12 protein-coding genes are annotated in these 16,874 nt (G+C 38.9%); 10 read left to right on the forward strand and 2 right to left on the reverse strand.

Annotated elements, in window-relative coordinates; all coding sequences use genetic code 11:
* The first annotated feature begins 365 nt into the window (after window positions 1-365).
* From VEHSUH06_RS02625 to cooS, 6 genes are all read left to right on the forward strand, one after another.
* Entirely contained in the window at window positions 366-743 is a 378-nt protein-coding gene (locus VEHSUH06_RS02625; protein WP_009351964.1) for an energy transducer TonB, read from the forward strand.
* Between the two features lie 10 nt (window positions 744-753).
* Window positions 754-1,095, forward strand: coding sequence for an energy transducer TonB (locus VEHSUH06_RS02630; RefSeq protein WP_009351917.1), 342 nt, complete (start codon window positions 754-756; stop codon window positions 1,093-1,095).
* Between the two features lie 227 nt (window positions 1,096-1,322).
* Window positions 1,323-2,939 carry a PAS domain-containing protein gene (locus VEHSUH06_RS02635; protein WP_105097660.1) on the forward strand — a complete coding sequence of 539 codons (1,617 nt, stop codon included), beginning with the start codon at window positions 1,323-1,325 and terminating at the stop codon, window positions 2,937-2,939.
* Between the two features lie 344 nt (window positions 2,940-3,283).
* A complete protein-coding gene (locus tag VEHSUH06_RS02640) occupies window positions 3,284-4,912 on the forward strand; it encodes a phosphoenolpyruvate carboxykinase (ATP) (RefSeq protein WP_105097661.1) in 1,629 nt (542 codons plus the stop codon).
* 286 nt (window positions 4,913-5,198) lie between these two features.
* Entirely contained in the window at window positions 5,199-6,104 is a 906-nt protein-coding gene (locus tag VEHSUH06_RS02645) for a LysR family transcriptional regulator (protein WP_105097662.1), read from the forward strand.
* 390 nt (window positions 6,105-6,494) lie between these two features.
* Window positions 6,495-8,690 (forward strand): anaerobic carbon-monoxide dehydrogenase catalytic subunit, encoded by a 2,196-nt coding sequence (gene cooS / locus VEHSUH06_RS02650; protein WP_105097663.1) that lies wholly within the window; start codon window positions 6,495-6,497, stop codon window positions 8,688-8,690.
* Window positions 8,691-8,858: 168 nt separating this feature from the next.
* Here the strand turns inward: cooS and VEHSUH06_RS02655 are convergent, their stop codons facing one another.
* Entirely contained in the window at window positions 8,859-9,644 is a 786-nt protein-coding gene (locus VEHSUH06_RS02655) for an MBL fold metallo-hydrolase (protein ID WP_105097664.1), read from the reverse strand.
* A 161-nt stretch (window positions 9,645-9,805) separates the two neighbouring features.
* Between VEHSUH06_RS02655 and VEHSUH06_RS02660 the strand changes: the two genes are divergently transcribed.
* On the forward strand, window positions 9,806-10,405 hold the full coding sequence (locus VEHSUH06_RS02660) for a TetR/AcrR family transcriptional regulator (protein WP_105097665.1): 600 nt from the start codon (window positions 9,806-9,808) through the stop codon (window positions 10,403-10,405).
* Between the two features lie 464 nt (window positions 10,406-10,869).
* Window positions 10,870-11,232: a hypothetical protein gene (locus tag VEHSUH06_RS02665; protein ID WP_105097666.1), complete on the forward strand. Its 363-nt coding sequence runs from the start codon at window positions 10,870-10,872 to the stop codon at window positions 11,230-11,232.
* 123 nt (window positions 11,233-11,355) lie between these two features.
* Here the strand turns inward: VEHSUH06_RS02665 and bioB are convergent, their stop codons facing one another.
* Window positions 11,356-12,384: a biotin synthase BioB gene (gene bioB / locus VEHSUH06_RS02670; protein ID WP_105097667.1), complete on the reverse strand. Its 1,029-nt coding sequence runs from the start codon at window positions 12,382-12,384 to the stop codon at window positions 11,356-11,358.
* A 340-nt stretch (window positions 12,385-12,724) separates the two neighbouring features.
* On the opposite strand from bioB, the gene VEHSUH06_RS02675 reads away from it, so the two are divergent.
* Both VEHSUH06_RS02675 and VEHSUH06_RS02680 read left to right on the forward strand, forming a co-directional pair.
* Window positions 12,725-13,996 (forward strand): DNA repair exonuclease, encoded by a 1,272-nt coding sequence (locus VEHSUH06_RS02675; RefSeq protein WP_105097668.1) that lies wholly within the window; start codon window positions 12,725-12,727, stop codon window positions 13,994-13,996.
* The gene (locus tag VEHSUH06_RS02680) at window positions 13,986-16,868 is read left to right on the forward strand and encodes an AAA family ATPase (RefSeq protein ID WP_105097669.1); all 2,883 of its coding nucleotides are present in this window, start codon (window positions 13,986-13,988) and stop codon (window positions 16,866-16,868) included. Before VEHSUH06_RS02675 ends, VEHSUH06_RS02680 begins: the two co-directional genes overlap by 11 nt.
* The last annotated feature ends 6 nt before the right edge of the window (window positions 16,869-16,874 follow it).

Genomic DNA, 16,874 nt, shown 5'->3' on the forward strand with positions numbered 1-16,874 from the left:
GATACAATCTACCCTTATTTAAGCGGAAAAATAGCCACTACTAACGTAGCGGCTAGTGGCAGTTATACGGTTTTCTGCTAAGGTCACAATTGTTAAGGGATGAGAGATTGTAGATGGTTTGGCCCAATGAGGGCAACGATACCAAGTACCATCATGACCTTCATTTGAATACGCTTTCTACGTCTCATGATGAACCTCCTTTGTGTAATTTTTTGTCATATCAACCTGATATGTAAGTCCGAACAGTTATCTTGAAATCAATATATCATAAATGAGAAATTTTATCAATAATAATTTATTCTTTAAATATTCATCTTTATTTAGTATGATATTATGCATAGACAAAATGAATAAGGAGGCTTATTATGAATAAATTATTCCGATACACTGCTGCAGCTGTACTCGTTGCATCTTTCGGCATGTTAGGTAATTATACAGCTGATGCGGCAAAGTTCTTAGAATCTCCAAGAGAGGTTCATATTGTAAAACCTGAGTTGCCTGAGATTCCTCAAACGGCTACGGTGTCACCAGATATGCGCGTACGCTTCTTGATTGATAAAAAAGGGAATGTTAAAAATGTTTTCGTTGAACGCTCCTCTGGTTATGCTCCTGTTGATGAAGCAGTAAAAAAAGCAATCATGCAGTGGAAATTCACACCTGCTATCGGCACGGATCAAAAGGCTCATGAATCTATTATTGGGATGACAATTACTCTGCCTAAGCATGCTGTAACAGCTAAATAAGGAGATAATGATGAATAAAGTGTTGCGTTGTGCAATGTTGAGCGCATTGTTTGTAACTGGTTTGGTGGCCTCTGTATTGGCGGCTCCTTATAAACCGCCTACAGCGGTATCTACGCCAGCTGTAGACCAAGCGGTTCTTGCCGGTTATAGCGGTGCTGTTCATGGTGCAGATGTACGTTTTACCATCAATGAAGACGGCTCTGTAGGGGATATTGAGATTGTAGCATCTAGTGGATCCAGCGCTGTTGATGCGGCTCTCGTTGAAACTATTTCTACATGGCGATTTAATCCTGCTACAGACTCTAATGGTAATCCGGTAGCATCTTCTAAAACTGAATATATTGATTTTTAATATCTAATAAAGGCACTCGTACATGGTATGGGTGCTTTTTGTGTGAAATCTTAAGCTGATGCACTATTTGCGTAATCTACGTTTAATTGGATTGTAACCACAATTAAGCAAAACTAGTTGAGAAATTTTTACAAAATAATAAAACTGTATCTATAGCTACTGAAAATTACTTTCAAAATGTTATAATAAAATCATAATCATCAATTAGCCCTTGGAGGTATACACATATGAATCCATTAAAACAAAAGCTAGATATTAACAATGAACGTTACCGAATTATTGTGTCCGTTAAAGAAGATTATTTAGACGGAAAATTGTCCTTAGAAGAGGGCAATCGTATTTTAAAAGAAAAACTTGGCACTTGTACGCCTGATGAGTTTGCTTATGCAGAGCAAAGTTTAAAAGGTGTTTACAAGGATGAAGAGATCCTAGATAAGATGGATGACCTATTAAACTTGTTCGATGGCGTATTAGTACGCGCTCAAAATGAGTATCCTGAAAATCATCCGTTGTGGGTGTACTTAGAAGAAATCAATGCTGTTGAAAAGGTAGCTCTCGAAGCAGATGAATTATTAAAGCAAGAGAAGTTTATTAAAAATCCATGGCTTGGTATCTTTGATTCATTAGCGCAATGGAGAACGCATCTGTCTCGTAAGCAAAATCAATTATATCCAATGCTAGAGGATCATGGTTTTGACCGCCCTACACGTATTATGTGGACCTTTGATGACGGCGTGCGCGATGCTATCTCTGCATCCTATGCATTGCTTCGGGAAGATAAATACGAAGAGTTCTTAGCATCTGTACCAGAAACATTGGCAAAATTGCGCGATTTGAACTCTAAAGAGTTAGAGGTTTTATTGCCAACATCCTTTAAATTATTAAGTGATGAAGAGTTTGTGCGCATGAGCAAAAATGACCATGAAATTGGTTATGCTATCATCAATCCACCAGGTTTATACGTAGTGCCAGGCATCAATGATTCTGCAGCGCAACTAAATGCCAATAACTCCGGTCAAAACGGCGCTGTATCTAACGAATTCTTAAACGATTTAGCAGGTTTATTGTCTAAATATGTTGGTCCTGTAGGAGGTGCAGCCGTTGGTAAAGATGCTGTATTAGACGTAGCTACTGGCAAATTGACCTTAGAACAAATCAATTTATTGTTCCGTCATCTTCCAGTAGATTTATCCTATGTAGATGAAAATGAACTCGTTAAGTTCTACAGTGATACACCGCATCGCATTTTCCCACGCAGTGCTAACGTTATTGGTCGTGAGGTGAAGAATTGTCATCCAGCGAAGTCTGTTCACGTGGTAGAAGAAATCGTTGAGAAGTTCCGCTCTGGCGAGCAAAGCCAAGCTGAATTCTGGATTAATAAACCGGGCTTGTTTATCTATGTTATCTACACGGCGGTGCGCGATGAAAATGGCAAGTTCCGTGGTGTACTAGAAATGATGCAAGACTGCACTCATATCCGTGAATTAGAAGGTTCCCGTACATTGTTAACGTGGGATAAAACCGATTTTGTAGGCGATGGTAATAAAGAAAAATCCTTAGCCCAAGAGGCTGCAGAAGAGGTAGACGAAGAACCATTAACAGCTGATGCAGATGGTCGTTTCCATATTGACGCAAAAACGACTTTGTCTAATTTGATTAAACAAAGCCCAGATATTGTAGATCATTTAATTTCTTTAAATCCTAAATTCGAGAAATTAAAAACGCCTATGGTAAAAGTGATGGCTAAGGTGGCTACTATCAAGATGATTGCAGAACGCGGTGATTTTGATGTAGATGATTTGATCGGTAAAATCGACGCATTCATTAATAAAAATAAGAAATAATTGAACTTTTAAATGTGAGAGAGGCAAGGTCTTAGGGCCTTGCCTCATTTTATTTTGTTATTAGTGTTGCGCAGTGATTGTGAATATTGAATTATATGTTGTTTACTTTGGTTACAGCATTAAGTAATGATTAGTTATCAATTTTTATTATTAGAAATGTGTTGCACTAATTTGAAATAAACATACAATAATTTCCTATATTTCATCTGTTTTGTGTATACAAATTTGATTGAAAAGGGTAAAATAGAAAATAATGAAAGTATTTGCAAAAACAATATTTTCATATATTAATCTACTTTTACATGAGAAATTACAAAATATTTAAAGGTGAGGATCTAGATACTATGTCTACAAGACGCGTTTGGAAGCAAAGTGAAATTAAAACAAACCCATTATTTTCTAAGATGCGCAGTACTATTGAAACTGCATTTTATGGGAACAATGTAACGCCTGTAACATCCGTTGCACAAGCGTATCAATTTGCCGCTGAAGAGCCAGGTGTTATCGTCCTCGATATGCCTGTATATAAACCATGCGAGCAAGGTTTGCCAGCTGATGCAAAGGTACTTGTTACAAACGATGGTAAAACTACAGGTCGCTATGCAAAAGCTCGTCGTATTATTGGTGATGAAGGTATTGATGAAGTAGAACTTGCTAATATTGCACGTGATGCAGTCTATGATAGCCGTGGTAAAGAATGGATTTCTGCTGAAACTATCGTAGGTCTTGATAAAAAGTTCACAGCTCGTGCGCATTTGATGATTCCAAAAGATCACGCATCTATTTTGTATTCTTGGATCATGAACTTCAAGTTCTTTGATGCAGCAGTAAAAGAATTCTACAATGATAGTTTAGAGATCCCAGAAGGTGATATCTACATCTACTCTGATCCAGATTATGTTGTACCAGGTCATCCAGGTGGTCTTGCTATTTTTGACCCTGCTCATAACTGTGCAATGATTCTTGGCATGCGCTATTTTGGTGAGCACAAAAAAGGTACTCTTACATTGGCATGGTCCTTGGCAAATCGCCTCGGCTATGTTGCTTGCCACGGTGGTATGAAACGTTACAACCTTGATAATGGCAAATCCTATACTATCGGTGTATTCGGCTTGTCCGGTTCCGGTAAATCTACATTGACTCATGAAAAACATGATGGTCGTTATGATATCTCTATCTTGCATGATGATGCGTATATTATCAATACTGAGGATTTGAGTTCTATTGCTCTTGAACCTACGTACTTTGACAAAATGCAAGATTACCCTGTGGAACATCCTGCTAATGAATTCTTGTTAACACTACAAAATGTAGGCGTAACTATGGATGACGAGGGCCGTAAGGTTGTATTAGCTGAAGACGTTCGTAATAATAATGGTCGTGCTATCAAATCTCAATTCTGGACAGAGAACCGCGTAAATTACGTAGACGAGCCAGTTAATGCTATTGTATGGCTTATGAAAGATAAAACATTGCCACCGATCCTCAAAATTGATGATCCTGTACTAGCATCTACAATGGGTGCCACACTTGCTACGCGCCGTTCTACAGCGGAAAAACTCGATGCTCATGTGGATCCAAATGCACTTGTTATTGAACCGTATGCAAATCCATTCCGTACATATCCATTGGCTCTTGATTATGAAAGCTACAAAAAATTGTTCTCTGAATGTGGCGTAGAATGCTACATTATGAATACAGGCTTCTTCTTGGACAACAAAGTTCCAAAAGAAGTGACTCTTGATTTGTTAGAACGTTTGGTAGAAGGTACTTTGGAATTCAAACCATTCTATAAATACCCGAACCTTGAGTATGTAGAGGTTCCTGGTTTTGAACCACCATTCCAAGTGCGTGAGTACCATCACCAATTACACAAAGCTTTTGAGTTCCGCTATGACTATGTAGAAAACCTTATTGGTCATAAAAACGAATTACCAGAAGAAGTATTAGATGTACTTAAAACATTAATGTAATTTCAAAAACTATTAAATCCTCAATGTAATATTGAGATTGTCTAACTGCTCAAAGAAAAGGCCCTCCATGTGGAGGGCTTTTTTGTTGTGCGTAAGTAATATTATATTACTATGCCTCAGTTTAGTTTAGCTTAGCTTAGATTAGGATAGAATAGCTAAGATTAGATTAACTTAGATTAGAAGTATTGTTTTATAAATAATAGACTTTTAAATTACATTATATATCTTGTATTTTGGTAATATATAGTTATAATAAAATCATAATGTTTTGTTATAAGGTGTTTCTATGGATATAAAAGATATTAAATACATAAGTACTATCGTTGAGATGGCGTCATTTTCTAAAGCGTCTAAAAAATTATATATTTCTCAGCCTGCGTTGAGTCAAAGTATTCGTCGTATCGAAGCAGAGTTAGGTGTTCCTATGTTTGCTCGTGATCGTACTAAGGTTGTGCCGACGGCTGCAGCATTGCAAATTGCAAAAGAAGGGATGCCATTAGTTCATAAAGTAGAGGCTTTAACACAGTCTATTATCAATCAAGGTACAGATGTGGCATATCATGTTCGAATTGGTTTGTCCCAGTTTTATGGTCATCATATGTTGGGTAAAACATTAAAGAGTTTTCAACAAATTGAACCGTCATGGGAGTTCCATGTGGTAGAAGGGGAATCTCATTTTCTAGAGCAACAGATTTGTGATGGCTTAGTTGACGTAGGACTATTCCCAACACCTATTTATTCTCAAGCTCTTGAAAGCTATCCCGTACTTGATGAGCAAATTTTACTAGCTATTAGTGTAGAAAATAAAAAAGCCATTGCTATTGCGGACTCTCTCATGACGCCTGATGGTATTCGGGAAATCGCACCGTTTGGACCGTTTCCATTTATTCTTTTGCGAGAGGGCTTAAAGCTACGGTCTTTGGTAAACCGATTATGTCAAGCGGAGTCCTTTGTGCCTAAAGCTGTTATTGCATCAGAAACATTGGATACTTGTCGTTCTTTAGTAGAAGATGATTATGGTATTACTTTCTTGCCGAGTACACTCAATAGTAAAGGTGATGATGATAAAGTTAAATTCTATCCTTTAGCGTCAAAGCTTTGTTTCCGTCAATTAGTTCTTGTGGCAAGATCAGATAGAGCAAAACGATTCCATTTGCCGGAAGTAGCAAATATTATGCAGAAATTCTTATAAACTATACAGATGGAGTGTTAGCGTATTTAGTACTACTTACGAATAATAATTTATATAAAACAATATCTAAATATAGTATTCTATAGATAAAAGAGGTTAATTCCCTGCATTTACAGGAATTAGCCTTTTTGATTTATGAAAGAAAACTGAAAATATCGAATTTGATAAATATATTAATCACAATATCTTTTGGCGTTAATGAGTCAAAAATTTCTCAAAAAAATAATTGACAAATGTCCTTTCGAAAAATATACTTAAAGTAGGTTAAAACATATTTAAGAGATAGGATTTAAAACCCACAAGTATGGTGGATTTAAAAAATAAAATAAAAATAGAATATGTTTTCTTGTTATTGACGGTTGGCCTATGTAGGCCCCTAGGAGGTTTATTATGAATAAAGATGTGGAAAACAAAAATACCCATGACCACAGCCATGGCGAACATCATCATGAACATCATCATGACCATCATTGCCATTGTGGCGGTCATCATCACCATCATGGTCACGACCATGATCATCATCACGACCATGATCATCATCACGACCACGATCATGAACATGGTCACGACCATAGTCATGCAAAGGCTATGCCGACGGATAAATGGGTGCCACACACTCATGAACCTGGGGTACCACATGAACATGGCGTAAACGATTACATGAAAGCCGTTGCTGAGTATCGTAAAACATGGCCTACAAAACAAGATGTAATTGAACAAACACCAGATCCTGCGGTACGTGAAATGATTCTTCGCATGGAGCAAATCGGTTGTGATACAGTGTTTGATCGTTTCGACAAACAACAACCACAATGTACTTTCGGTATTGCTGGCGTATGCTGCCGTATCTGCTTCATGGGTCCATGTAAAATTACACCTAAGAGCCCTCGTGGTGTCTGCGGTGCTGATGCTGACCTTATCGTAGCTCGTAATATGACACGTGCTGCTGCAGGTGGCTTGACTCAACATGGTGCACATGCTCGCGAAATCTTGATTTCTTTGAAAGCTGCTGCTAATGATCAATTGGATATTCCAATTTTAGGGGAAGAAAAAATTCGCACAGTATGTAAAGCTTTCAACATCCCTGAAGAAGGCCGTTCCTTAAAAGAAGTGGCAAATGACTTGGCAGACGTTCTATTAGAAGATTTGAGCCGTGCATTGCCTGGCGAATATAAAACAATTACAGCGTTAGCTCCAGCTGAACGCCGTGAAGTTTGGAAAAACCTAGATATCTTGCCTATTTCCGCGTACAATGAAGCCTTTGATGCATACCATCGTACATGCGTAGGTACAGATGGCGATTGGGAAAGCAACATGAAACAATTTTTGCGTTGTGGTCTTGCTTTCACATTTACTGGCGTAGTGGCAGCGGACATCGCAACAGATGCCTTGTTCGGTCTAGGTGGTCGTCGTACATCCAAAGTTAACATCGGTGCTTTGAAAAAAGGTTATGTTAACATCGCTGTTCATGGTCACTTGCCAACATTAGTATCCCAAATTTGTACAATTGGTGCCTCTGAAGAGTACTTAGAAAAAGCAAAAGCTATCGGTGCTAAAGGTATCCAATTCTACGGTATCTGCTGCTCTGGTTTGTCCAGCATGTACCGCTATGAAAATGTTATTCCATTGTGTAATGCTATCGGTGCTGAGCTTGTACTTGGTACTGGTGCACTCGATTGCTGGGTAGCAGACGTTCAAGACGTATATCCTGCTATCATGGACGTAGCACGTTGCTTCAACACAAAAGTTATTACTACATCTGATGCAGCTCGTTTACCAGGTGCAGAACATATCGGTTACGATCATCACCATACAAACTTGTCTGAAACTAAAGAATTGGCTCGTAAAATCTTGGATCGTGCCCTTGAAGCGCATGAATTGCGCAAAGGTATGCCTGTATTCATTCCGCCATACGAAATCACTGCAGAGGTTGGTTTCTCTCCAGAATCCACTGTTAAACATTATGGTTCCTTCAAACCATTGGCAGAGGCTTTAAAATCTGGTAAAGTTCGTGGTATCGTAAACGTAGTAGGTTGTTCCAACCCTCGCGTTATCTACGAGAAAGCAACTGTAGATATCGTTGATACACTTATCAAAAATGGCTGTATCATCACAACAAATGGTTGTGCGTCCTTCCCATTGATGAAACTTGGTTACTGTAATACAGATGCTATTAAGAAATGTAGCCCTGCATTGCAAGAGTTCTTGGGCGATGATCAACCGCCAGTATGGCATGTTGGCGAATGTGTAGATAATGCTCGTTCTTCCGGTATCTTTGCTGGTATTGCAGGTGAATTAGGTCTTAACTTACCACAAATGCCATTTGCAATGTCTAGCCCTGAATGGTCTAACGAAAAAGGTATCGATGCATCCCTTGGCTTCCGCTTGATGGGTATCAACTCTTACCACTGCGTTGAGCCACCTACACAAGGTTCTGATGCTGTTACAAAATGGCTTAAAGAAGACACTAAGGACATCTTAGGTTCTGTTATGTATGTAAATACTGATCCTGCTAAAGTAGCTGAAAAAATCTTAGCAGATATCGATGCTAAACGTGCTGCTTTAGGTTGGGCTGAAGTAAAATAGTTTATCTTTTGATAGATTATAATTTGTAGTTACGTATAAAAACACCCTCTATAGATCTTATAGTTATTGTGACTATTAGACTTTAGAGGGTGTTTTTTATTGTTTGTTGATAGATTTTTAGTAGTGTTATATTAGCTGTAGCCTAGTATGCTAATTATTTTAGGACTATTAAAGTGCGATGGTTTCGCCGTCTTCAGGCACTGCTACATGGCTTTCAATGTTGTTGCCTTTGATAAATTTGCGCACATCCTTACGACTTGTTGCAGTATGATTAACTGTATCCATGTGAACCGCAATGATTTTAGCCTCTGGTTTGCGTACCACCATGCGGCCAATATCTTTTGTACCCATAATAATACTATCTTCAAAGCCTAAAACTTGAGCATATCCAGTGTTCATAATAATAACGTTAGGATCGAAGCGAAGGAGGGCCTTCTCTACATCACTTGTCCAAACTGTATCGCCTACAAGGTACACAGTTGGTTCGTCTGCTGCTTCAAAAATAACGCCCATCGCATCGCCTGCTAATGGTGCGAGAACTGGATTTGCATACATTTCTACCGTGCCGTGGGAGCCACCTGTTTTTCTTAATGTGATACCATTAAACTCTAGACTTTCAAAAATGATGCGGACATCATTAAAGCCTTGTGAAGTAATAAGTTCTTTGTCTGCTGTATTTTGTACAAAAATAGGAAGTGATTTTGGAATAGCATTAATTGCCGTATCATCCCAATGGTCAAGATGTGTGTGTGTAACTACTACTGCAGTTATATTGCTTAATAGATTGTCTAGTGATACAGGTAAATCAACCATAGGCATTCTTTGTTGATAGTTAAATGTTCCTTCGAAGCCAGGATAAGTATCTTTTGGTGCTAAAAATGGATCAATAAGGAAGGTTGTATTTTTTATTGTTAATTTTCCTGTGGCATTTCGAATGTGAGTATATTGTGTCATAGTTATCTCCTTAATTAAATTATTGTCGATTTAGTTGAATAGATTATTATTTGTAATCTCTAGAACTAGTGTACCTTGTTTTGTTATACTAGTCTCAACAATAATTAACACTATGTTTATTAATAGACACATTGTATAAAAGTGTCTATATTGGAGGTTATATGATAACTCGAAAAGAAATGACACGTATGTTGTTAAAAGAAGGCTTGCTTAGTTGTTTGGCAAACAATTCTTTTGAGTCTGTAACAGTAACATCGTTGTGTAAAGCTTCGAGTATAACTCGTTCTACTTTTTATTTACACTATAGTAATATCATGGAAATTGTTGATGATTTAGTAGATGATGCAATCGCTTATTCAAAGCTAGGAATGTTAGATAACAATAATTTACAAATTATAGCTAAAACTTTATCAGCTGCTTCTAATTCTGTTTCGTTGAGAGAAGCATACGATTCTATTTTTGATAGATTGCCTCTATGTCAGCGTATTATACGACATAAAAAGTATTTACCTTTATTTTTAGATGAACAAATTTCAGAATATGTATTACAACGCATTATCAGGAGTGAAAAAGATCGGCAAGGGCTCGTTATGGCAGAAGCACTTGGGATTTCGTTTGATGTAGGTGTATCCGTTTTTGTATTTTTAGTACACGGATTATATGCTATTAATAAAGAATATAAGTGGACTCAGAGTGATGAGTGGTTAGAAGCTCAGAAAGTTATTTTTGAACTCGTTTATCGTGGTTTACAAAGCAAATAGAATTCATACTCGTATATGTTTTGTCCTATAACCCTATGTTTTAGTATTCTATGAAGTTTTTAGACAACGAAAAAAGGACTCCATATGGAGTCCTTTTTTCATGTAAGGGGAGTGTTAGTATTAATATCAAATGAACCATGTATTTAAACAAGTAGTAGGTTTGGGGTTAGTATTACTTGTCGGGAGATAAATACACGTATGGTAACCAGGGAATTGTTACCTCTATTTATCATTTGATGTAGTTATTATAAAAACAATAAATGAGTTAAAAATGAAGATATTTAATAAATTGCTTTAAATTTCTTATATTTCTAAAAAACTTCGTAATTTAGTTTAATTATTGTTGATAAATATGGGGCAATTTTGGTATTATATATAAAGGAGAAGTTGTATATTTTATAAAGGTTTGATGCCATTAAGCTTTTATAAAGTATACAGCTCTATAGCATGAGAGGAGCAGTCATATGAGTAAAATATTAACCATATTATCGCTTTTGTGGCTACTCAGTATAGGGGGGACTGCTTACGCAACGGACTGGTACTATGTTGGACCAGATGCATCAGGAAACCAATTATTTATTGACAACGACAGTGTACAAAAGAGTGATTATGACGCACTTTTGTGGCTGCGAGTCAATGAACTGGGTGGCGACGAATTGCGGTACAAAGTTTATATCAGTAGATATAATAGAACCATGGAAACATTGAAGGTTGATGCGTACATGGCAGACGGGACGCCGTATGAAAATGTAGAATTTAATGAAAACCCTGAGCCTATTGAGGGTAATACTAATGGGCATGCTATTTACAATTTATTATGGAATTAAAAGAACCATCTAGCACAGCAAACTAGATGGTTCTTTTTATGTGTAAAATATTTATAAATCCTTAGGAATATTATCTATATACTACATTCTCAGAACACTGAGAATGGTATATACATGAAGAGATTAAACTTGGGCAGAATTACGACTCAATTCTAAGTCTTGAATCATTTGAAGATCGTCTTGAGGAGAGCGACCGCCCGTTGTTAAGTAGCCACCAACCATGATGCCGTTAAGGCCACCTTTTAAAGCATAAGCTTGTAAGTCTCGTAGATTTACTTCGCGACCACCAGCTGTACGAATCAATGCGTTTGGCAAGATGAAACGGAATACAGCGAAGGTACGTAAAATATCTAGAGGACGTAAAGCTTTATTACTTTCAAATGGTGTACCTTTAACAGGATTTAAAATGTTGAGTGGTACAGAGTCAATATGCAAACGTTTAAGCTCGAATGCCATCTCTACGCGTTGTTCTAATGTTTCATTAAGCCCGAGGATGCCGCCAGAGCAAACGCGAATACCTGCTTTTTGAGCATTATCGATAGTAGACATTTTATCTTCGTAGGAATGGGTTGTACAAATATCTGGGAAGTGACTAGGCGCTGTTTCGATATTGGAGTGGTATCGAGTTACACCCACTTCTTTTAATTTGAGAGCTTGTTCATAAGTTAACAAACCAAGGGAACAGCAAATTTCGAGACCTACTTCGTTTTTAATACGGTCTAATACGCGAATGATTTGGTTAAATTCATCTGGGTTATTAGTATTACGACCACTCGTTACGATAGAAAAACGAATAGCGCCTGCTTCTTTAGCTTTGCGCGCCGCATCGAGGATGCTTTCATCATCCATGAACGGATATACTTGAACACCTGTTTCGTGATGGGCAGATTGGGCACAGAATTTACAGTTTTCAGGACATTTGCCGGATCGTGCATTTACAATGGCGCATACATCCACGGAGTTGTCATTGAAATGCTGGCGAATTTTATCAGCCATAGCAAGTAAAATCATGGTGTCATCGTCTGACGTATGAATCAGCTCGATTGCTTCTTCCTTAGTGATTTCGCCGCCGTTCATAATGCGGTTGGCAATAGTAAGGATTTTTTCGTATGTACCCACTTGGGATGGTTGTTGATCTTTAGGCAAAGCCATAATAGCCTCCAAGAATTGTTAACTTAATAAAAACATAAAATATTGACAATCTGATTGTAAACCTTCGTGCATAAATTGTCAACCAAATGTATTTATTGGTTAACATAGTTAAATCTAGGTTGCTATAAATTTAGTTTGTATTCCTTTTTATGAAAAAAATATGTGATTATCCTATAATTTATATTTATTAATAATTAGGAGAAATTTATTTTAACTATATCTTTTTTGGGCTAATTGATAGCTATTTTTAACTTATCTTTAACGTTTTGTAGTATAATAGACTATTGTAATTACTATATATAACTATAATAAAAAGTACTAATACAAGGAGTGGATATAGATGCAGCCGTTTCGATTTATACACTGTGGTGATCTGCATTTAGGGGCACCCTTTCAATATGCTACAGGTATTAGCCGCGCCGTTGATCGTGCCGTGAGCGAAGCTACCTATGTAGCCTTTGATACAATCATTGACACTGCTATTGACGAGCATGTTCATGCCGTTGTTATAGCTGGTGATATTTATAATAGCGAAGACCATAATTTAGAGGCTCAAGTGCGTTTTGTGCGCGCTATGTACCGTTTAGCGGAACATCGCATTCCGGTCTATATGGTGCAAGGTAATCATGATCCTGCTGAAAGCTGGAAGGCGCAATTGCAAATGCCAGATAATGTACATGTATTCTCTAGTGAACAAGTACAACGTTTCCCGCTCATCGTTAACAATATTGAAATCGGTGGCGTATATGGTATCAGTTGTGGTCATGGTAATGAAGGCGAGAATTATGCGCGTCAATACCGTGCGTTTGAACGAGATGAGTTTTCTCTTGCCGTTATGCATGGCACTGTTGGTTCTAGTGTAGGCGCCGAAAATCACAATGTGACTGGTCCGTGTAATTTGACGGATTTAGCTGAGGCCGCAATGGATTATTGGGCTTTAGGACATATTCATAAATCCCAAATTCTCAGCGAGGAACCTCTCGTTGCATATGCCGGCAATCCTCAAGGCTTACATCGTAAAGAAATAGGTCCTAAAGGGTGCTATTTAGTTTCTGTATCCCATAATGGTCATTGTGAACCGAGATTTATTGAAACCAGTGCCATTCGCTTTGAGGAAATTAAAATCGATATTGCGGGTATGCAAAATGAATCTGATTTATTGGAGATTTTGCGCCATAAAAAAGAGAACTTGCGTAAGCAACACAAGAAAAATATTTTGCTATCCATAGTTCTCAATGGTACTGGCCCTCTACATCGCCTATGTACGCAAGAGGGCGTGCGCAATTTGTGGCTTCAAGAGTCTCAAAGTGAAGAAAAGAGTAAATCTGTATTCGTAATGCCTTATCGGATTATCTCCAATACGCGGCTTAGTATTAATTTAGCGGAACGCCGTTTATTATCTGATGTAGTCGGCGACTATTTGCGTGCTTATGATGATATGGTGGAGGGCAATGCTGTACAGGCAGCACGTCAAATCTTGGCGGATCGCCCTGAATTTAAACGGTTAGGCGTATATGCAGATTTGTTGAGCGATGAATTATTAATGCGCGCTTTGAAACGTTGTGAAATAGAAGGTGTTACGGTATTGATGGGAGCAAATGATGAACATTAAACGCATACGATTTGATGAATTTGGCCCGTATCGTGATTGGTCTTTCACAACGGGTAATAATGGGGTTCAGCTCATGTATGGCCCTAATGAAAGCGGTAAAACATCGCTGCTCGAAGGGATGCGTACCTTATTATTTGGTGGCACTCATAAGGCCTATGGTCCGATGACTGGCGCTCTCGATGTGGAACGCAATGGTGAAAGCTATTATATTGGCCGTAAAGGCAAACAGTTAGACTTTTACAGTCCTGGAAATCCTGCCATCCATGAAGAGCCTGCTCAATATTGGTGGCATGGTATCGATAAAAAGACATATAACCGCATTTTTGCATTAACCTTAGAAGACTTGCAAGGCCTTGATGTGTTGCAAGAGGTAGAGGTTCGGTCTCGTTTCTTTGGCGCTGAAGGGGGCGAGCATTTAGGCTCTGTCGTGAAGGACGTCGAAAAAGGGGCTACCGATTTGCTCGTAGCATCCTCTAACGGGAAACGCCGTATTAATGTGTTGATGGATGAGCTGAAGGAAAATCGCCAAAAGTTAAGTCAATTGGCGGAGCACGAAGCACAATACGTGGAGTTACAGAAAGCCTTTCACAGTACGGAGCAGACGGAAGCTGAGTTACAAGGTCAGTTGCAAGAGTGGAAGGAATACCGCGATGGCGTAGATGTAGTATTGCGCGCCTGGGATACGTATCGCCGCAGTGAAGAGGCACGTATGCACATGCAGCAGTACAACAGTGAGCTTGCCTTGAGCCGTGATGAATTCCTGAATATTGATGAGGAAATTAAACGGGCTCGCGATAATATGCAACTGTGGCAAGAAAAGGAAGCAGCGTTGATGCCAGCTAACTTTAGCCCAGATAGTCCGTTTGGTACCTATGGTCAAGATATTGAGGACCTTATTCAACAAGGTGCTAAGTGGGAGCAATTGCGTCGAGAGTGCGAAGAAGGGGATGCGTATATCCATAAGGTACGAGAGCAACTAGAATACTCTCGCAAGATGTATTCTGCGTGGCGTGATGATGAGCCTATGGCTGAGGATGTTAACTGGTTTGAAGGCGAACGCCTAGCCAGTCGTCTACGCACTGCTAAAGATCAATTGTTGCATTGGCAGGACCGTAAGCCTGCAGAGGCTTCTGATGACCTCCCAACAGCTAACCTTGAAGGGGCCTCTTTGCCAAATTATAGCGAAGAAGAGTTGGCGAAAAAAGAACATCTCGAACGTGAGTTAGAGCTAATCTTAATGGATATAGATCGAGTGACTGCAAAACGAGATAGTTATGGTCCAGATGCTCAACCGACGAATTTACCAAAATGGTTACAACGCATTAGCGGCATAGGTGCTGTTATTGGCGTATTGCTTGTGTTAGCAGGATTATTAGTTCTTGAATCTGTACTCTATACTATTGGGGGCTTTATCTTATTGATTCTGTCTATGGCGCTATTCTGGTACGCTACGTGGAGAGCTCATAATGGTAACTCCGATGTGTCTAAATTGAACTATGAGTTACAAATCTTATCCTCTCGTAGATCCGATGTAGAACATCAGTTAGAAGCGTTGATTAAGGCAGCTACACCAGTCATTAGCCCTGTGCCATCTCTGGAAGGGGCAGCTCACCTCGATCGATGGATTCAAGAAGGCCATACATTGCAAGGTATTTATGATGAAGCCCTTGTGGCTTGGCAGTCTTGGTTGCCTCAAGGGGCGGCGAAGAGCCTCACAGAAGATGATTTCTTCGGCCTCAAGCATGAGTATGATCAATACCATGAACAGTTGCGGACTATTGAAGGTTACGAGAAGCGTTTAGCAGAACATAAAGAAGGGTTACGCGTTATCGAAGACCAAGCGATGACCTTGTGGTATAACCTTGGTGTAGAGGCGCCTGTATCTCCAACCGAGCTTAAACGCATTTACAACCAATATAAAAACTTCCAACAAAATAAAATCGTATGGGAACAAAAGGAAGCACAACGCAAAAGCTTCCGCAACGAATACGATAATTGGCATCGAAAGGAAAAAGAATTACTCCTTCGCCAAAAAGAATTACTCCATAAAGCTGGTATGGAAAGCTCTAACGAGTACCGCCAACATCTTATTGATGAGGACCAATATAAACAGTGGCAAACCATTTACAAGCAAAGTCAGGTACAACTAGATTTATTAGCACCTGATGCGGAGAATAAAGACTTGTTCTACCGTCGTTTGCGAGAAGGTAATAAAGATAATTGGCTCGATGAATTGGCTCATTCCGAACGGGAGATGGCATCTATCGAAGATAAATTAGCTACCTTGTACGAGCGTCGTGGTCAAATTGTGGAGGCTATGCGCGCTCTTGGGTCTGACCAAGAGCAACAGCAAATGTTGCAAGAGCGCGAAGCTCTTCAAAGCGAATTAGAGGCTGCCTTGGAAGACTGGGCTACACAAGTTTTGATGAGCCACTGCATGGATAAAGCACAACAATCTTACGAGCAAGAGAAACAGCCTCATATGCTTGAACTGGCATCCTCTTATATAGAACGTTTGACTGGTGGTATCTATACCTTTGATATCCTCGGTATCAACGAAGGGGTTGCTCTTGTTAACGGTAATGGAGAGCGATTAGAGCTTAAGTTCTGGTCTAGCGGCTTAGCTGACCAAGTATACCTAGCGTTGCGCTTGGCACTGGCAAAGGTATTCTCATACCAAGTCGAGTCCTTGCCGATTATCTTAGACGATATCCTTGTGCGTTTTGACGAAAACCGTCAACGTAGTGCTTTGGAACTATTGGCTGAAATTGGTAAGAACCAACAAATCTGGTTATTTACTTGCCAACGTACTGTATATGATATGGCTCAATCTATTACTGGTATTGATCGGCATAGATTAAGTCGCAATTAACTTAAA

The organism is Veillonella sp. S13053-19 (assembly GCF_002959835.1).
Classification (GTDB): Bacteria; Bacillota; Negativicutes; order Veillonellales; family Veillonellaceae; genus Veillonella; species Veillonella rogosae.

Coding starts and splice junctions, on each gene's coding strand:
- VEHSUH06_RS02665 (WP_105097666.1), top strand. CDS start 10,870: ATGAGTAAAATATTAACCATATTATCGCTTTTGTGGCTACTCAGTATA.
- VEHSUH06_RS02635 (WP_105097660.1), top strand. CDS start 1,323: ATGAATCCATTAAAACAAAAGCTAGATATTAACAATGAACGTTACCGA.
- VEHSUH06_RS02645 (WP_105097662.1), top strand. CDS start 5,199: ATGGATATAAAAGATATTAAATACATAAGTACTATCGTTGAGATGGCG.
- VEHSUH06_RS02625 (WP_009351964.1), top strand. CDS start 366: ATGAATAAATTATTCCGATACACTGCTGCAGCTGTACTCGTTGCATCT.
- VEHSUH06_RS02680 (WP_105097669.1), top strand. CDS start 13,986: ATGAACATTAAACGCATACGATTTGATGAATTTGGCCCGTATCGTGAT.
- cooS (WP_105097663.1), top strand. CDS start 6,495: ATGAATAAAGATGTGGAAAACAAAAATACCCATGACCACAGCCATGGC.
- VEHSUH06_RS02655 (WP_105097664.1), bottom strand. CDS start 9,644: ATGACACAATATACTCACATTCGAAATGCCACAGGAAAATTAACAATA.
- VEHSUH06_RS02675 (WP_105097668.1), top strand. CDS start 12,725: ATGCAGCCGTTTCGATTTATACACTGTGGTGATCTGCATTTAGGGGCA.
- VEHSUH06_RS02640 (WP_105097661.1), top strand. CDS start 3,284: ATGTCTACAAGACGCGTTTGGAAGCAAAGTGAAATTAAAACAAACCCA.
- VEHSUH06_RS02630 (WP_009351917.1), top strand. CDS start 754: ATGAATAAAGTGTTGCGTTGTGCAATGTTGAGCGCATTGTTTGTAACT.
- bioB (WP_105097667.1), bottom strand. CDS start 12,384: ATGGCTTTGCCTAAAGATCAACAACCATCCCAAGTGGGTACATACGAA.
- VEHSUH06_RS02660 (WP_105097665.1), top strand. CDS start 9,806: ATGATAACTCGAAAAGAAATGACACGTATGTTGTTAAAAGAAGGCTTG.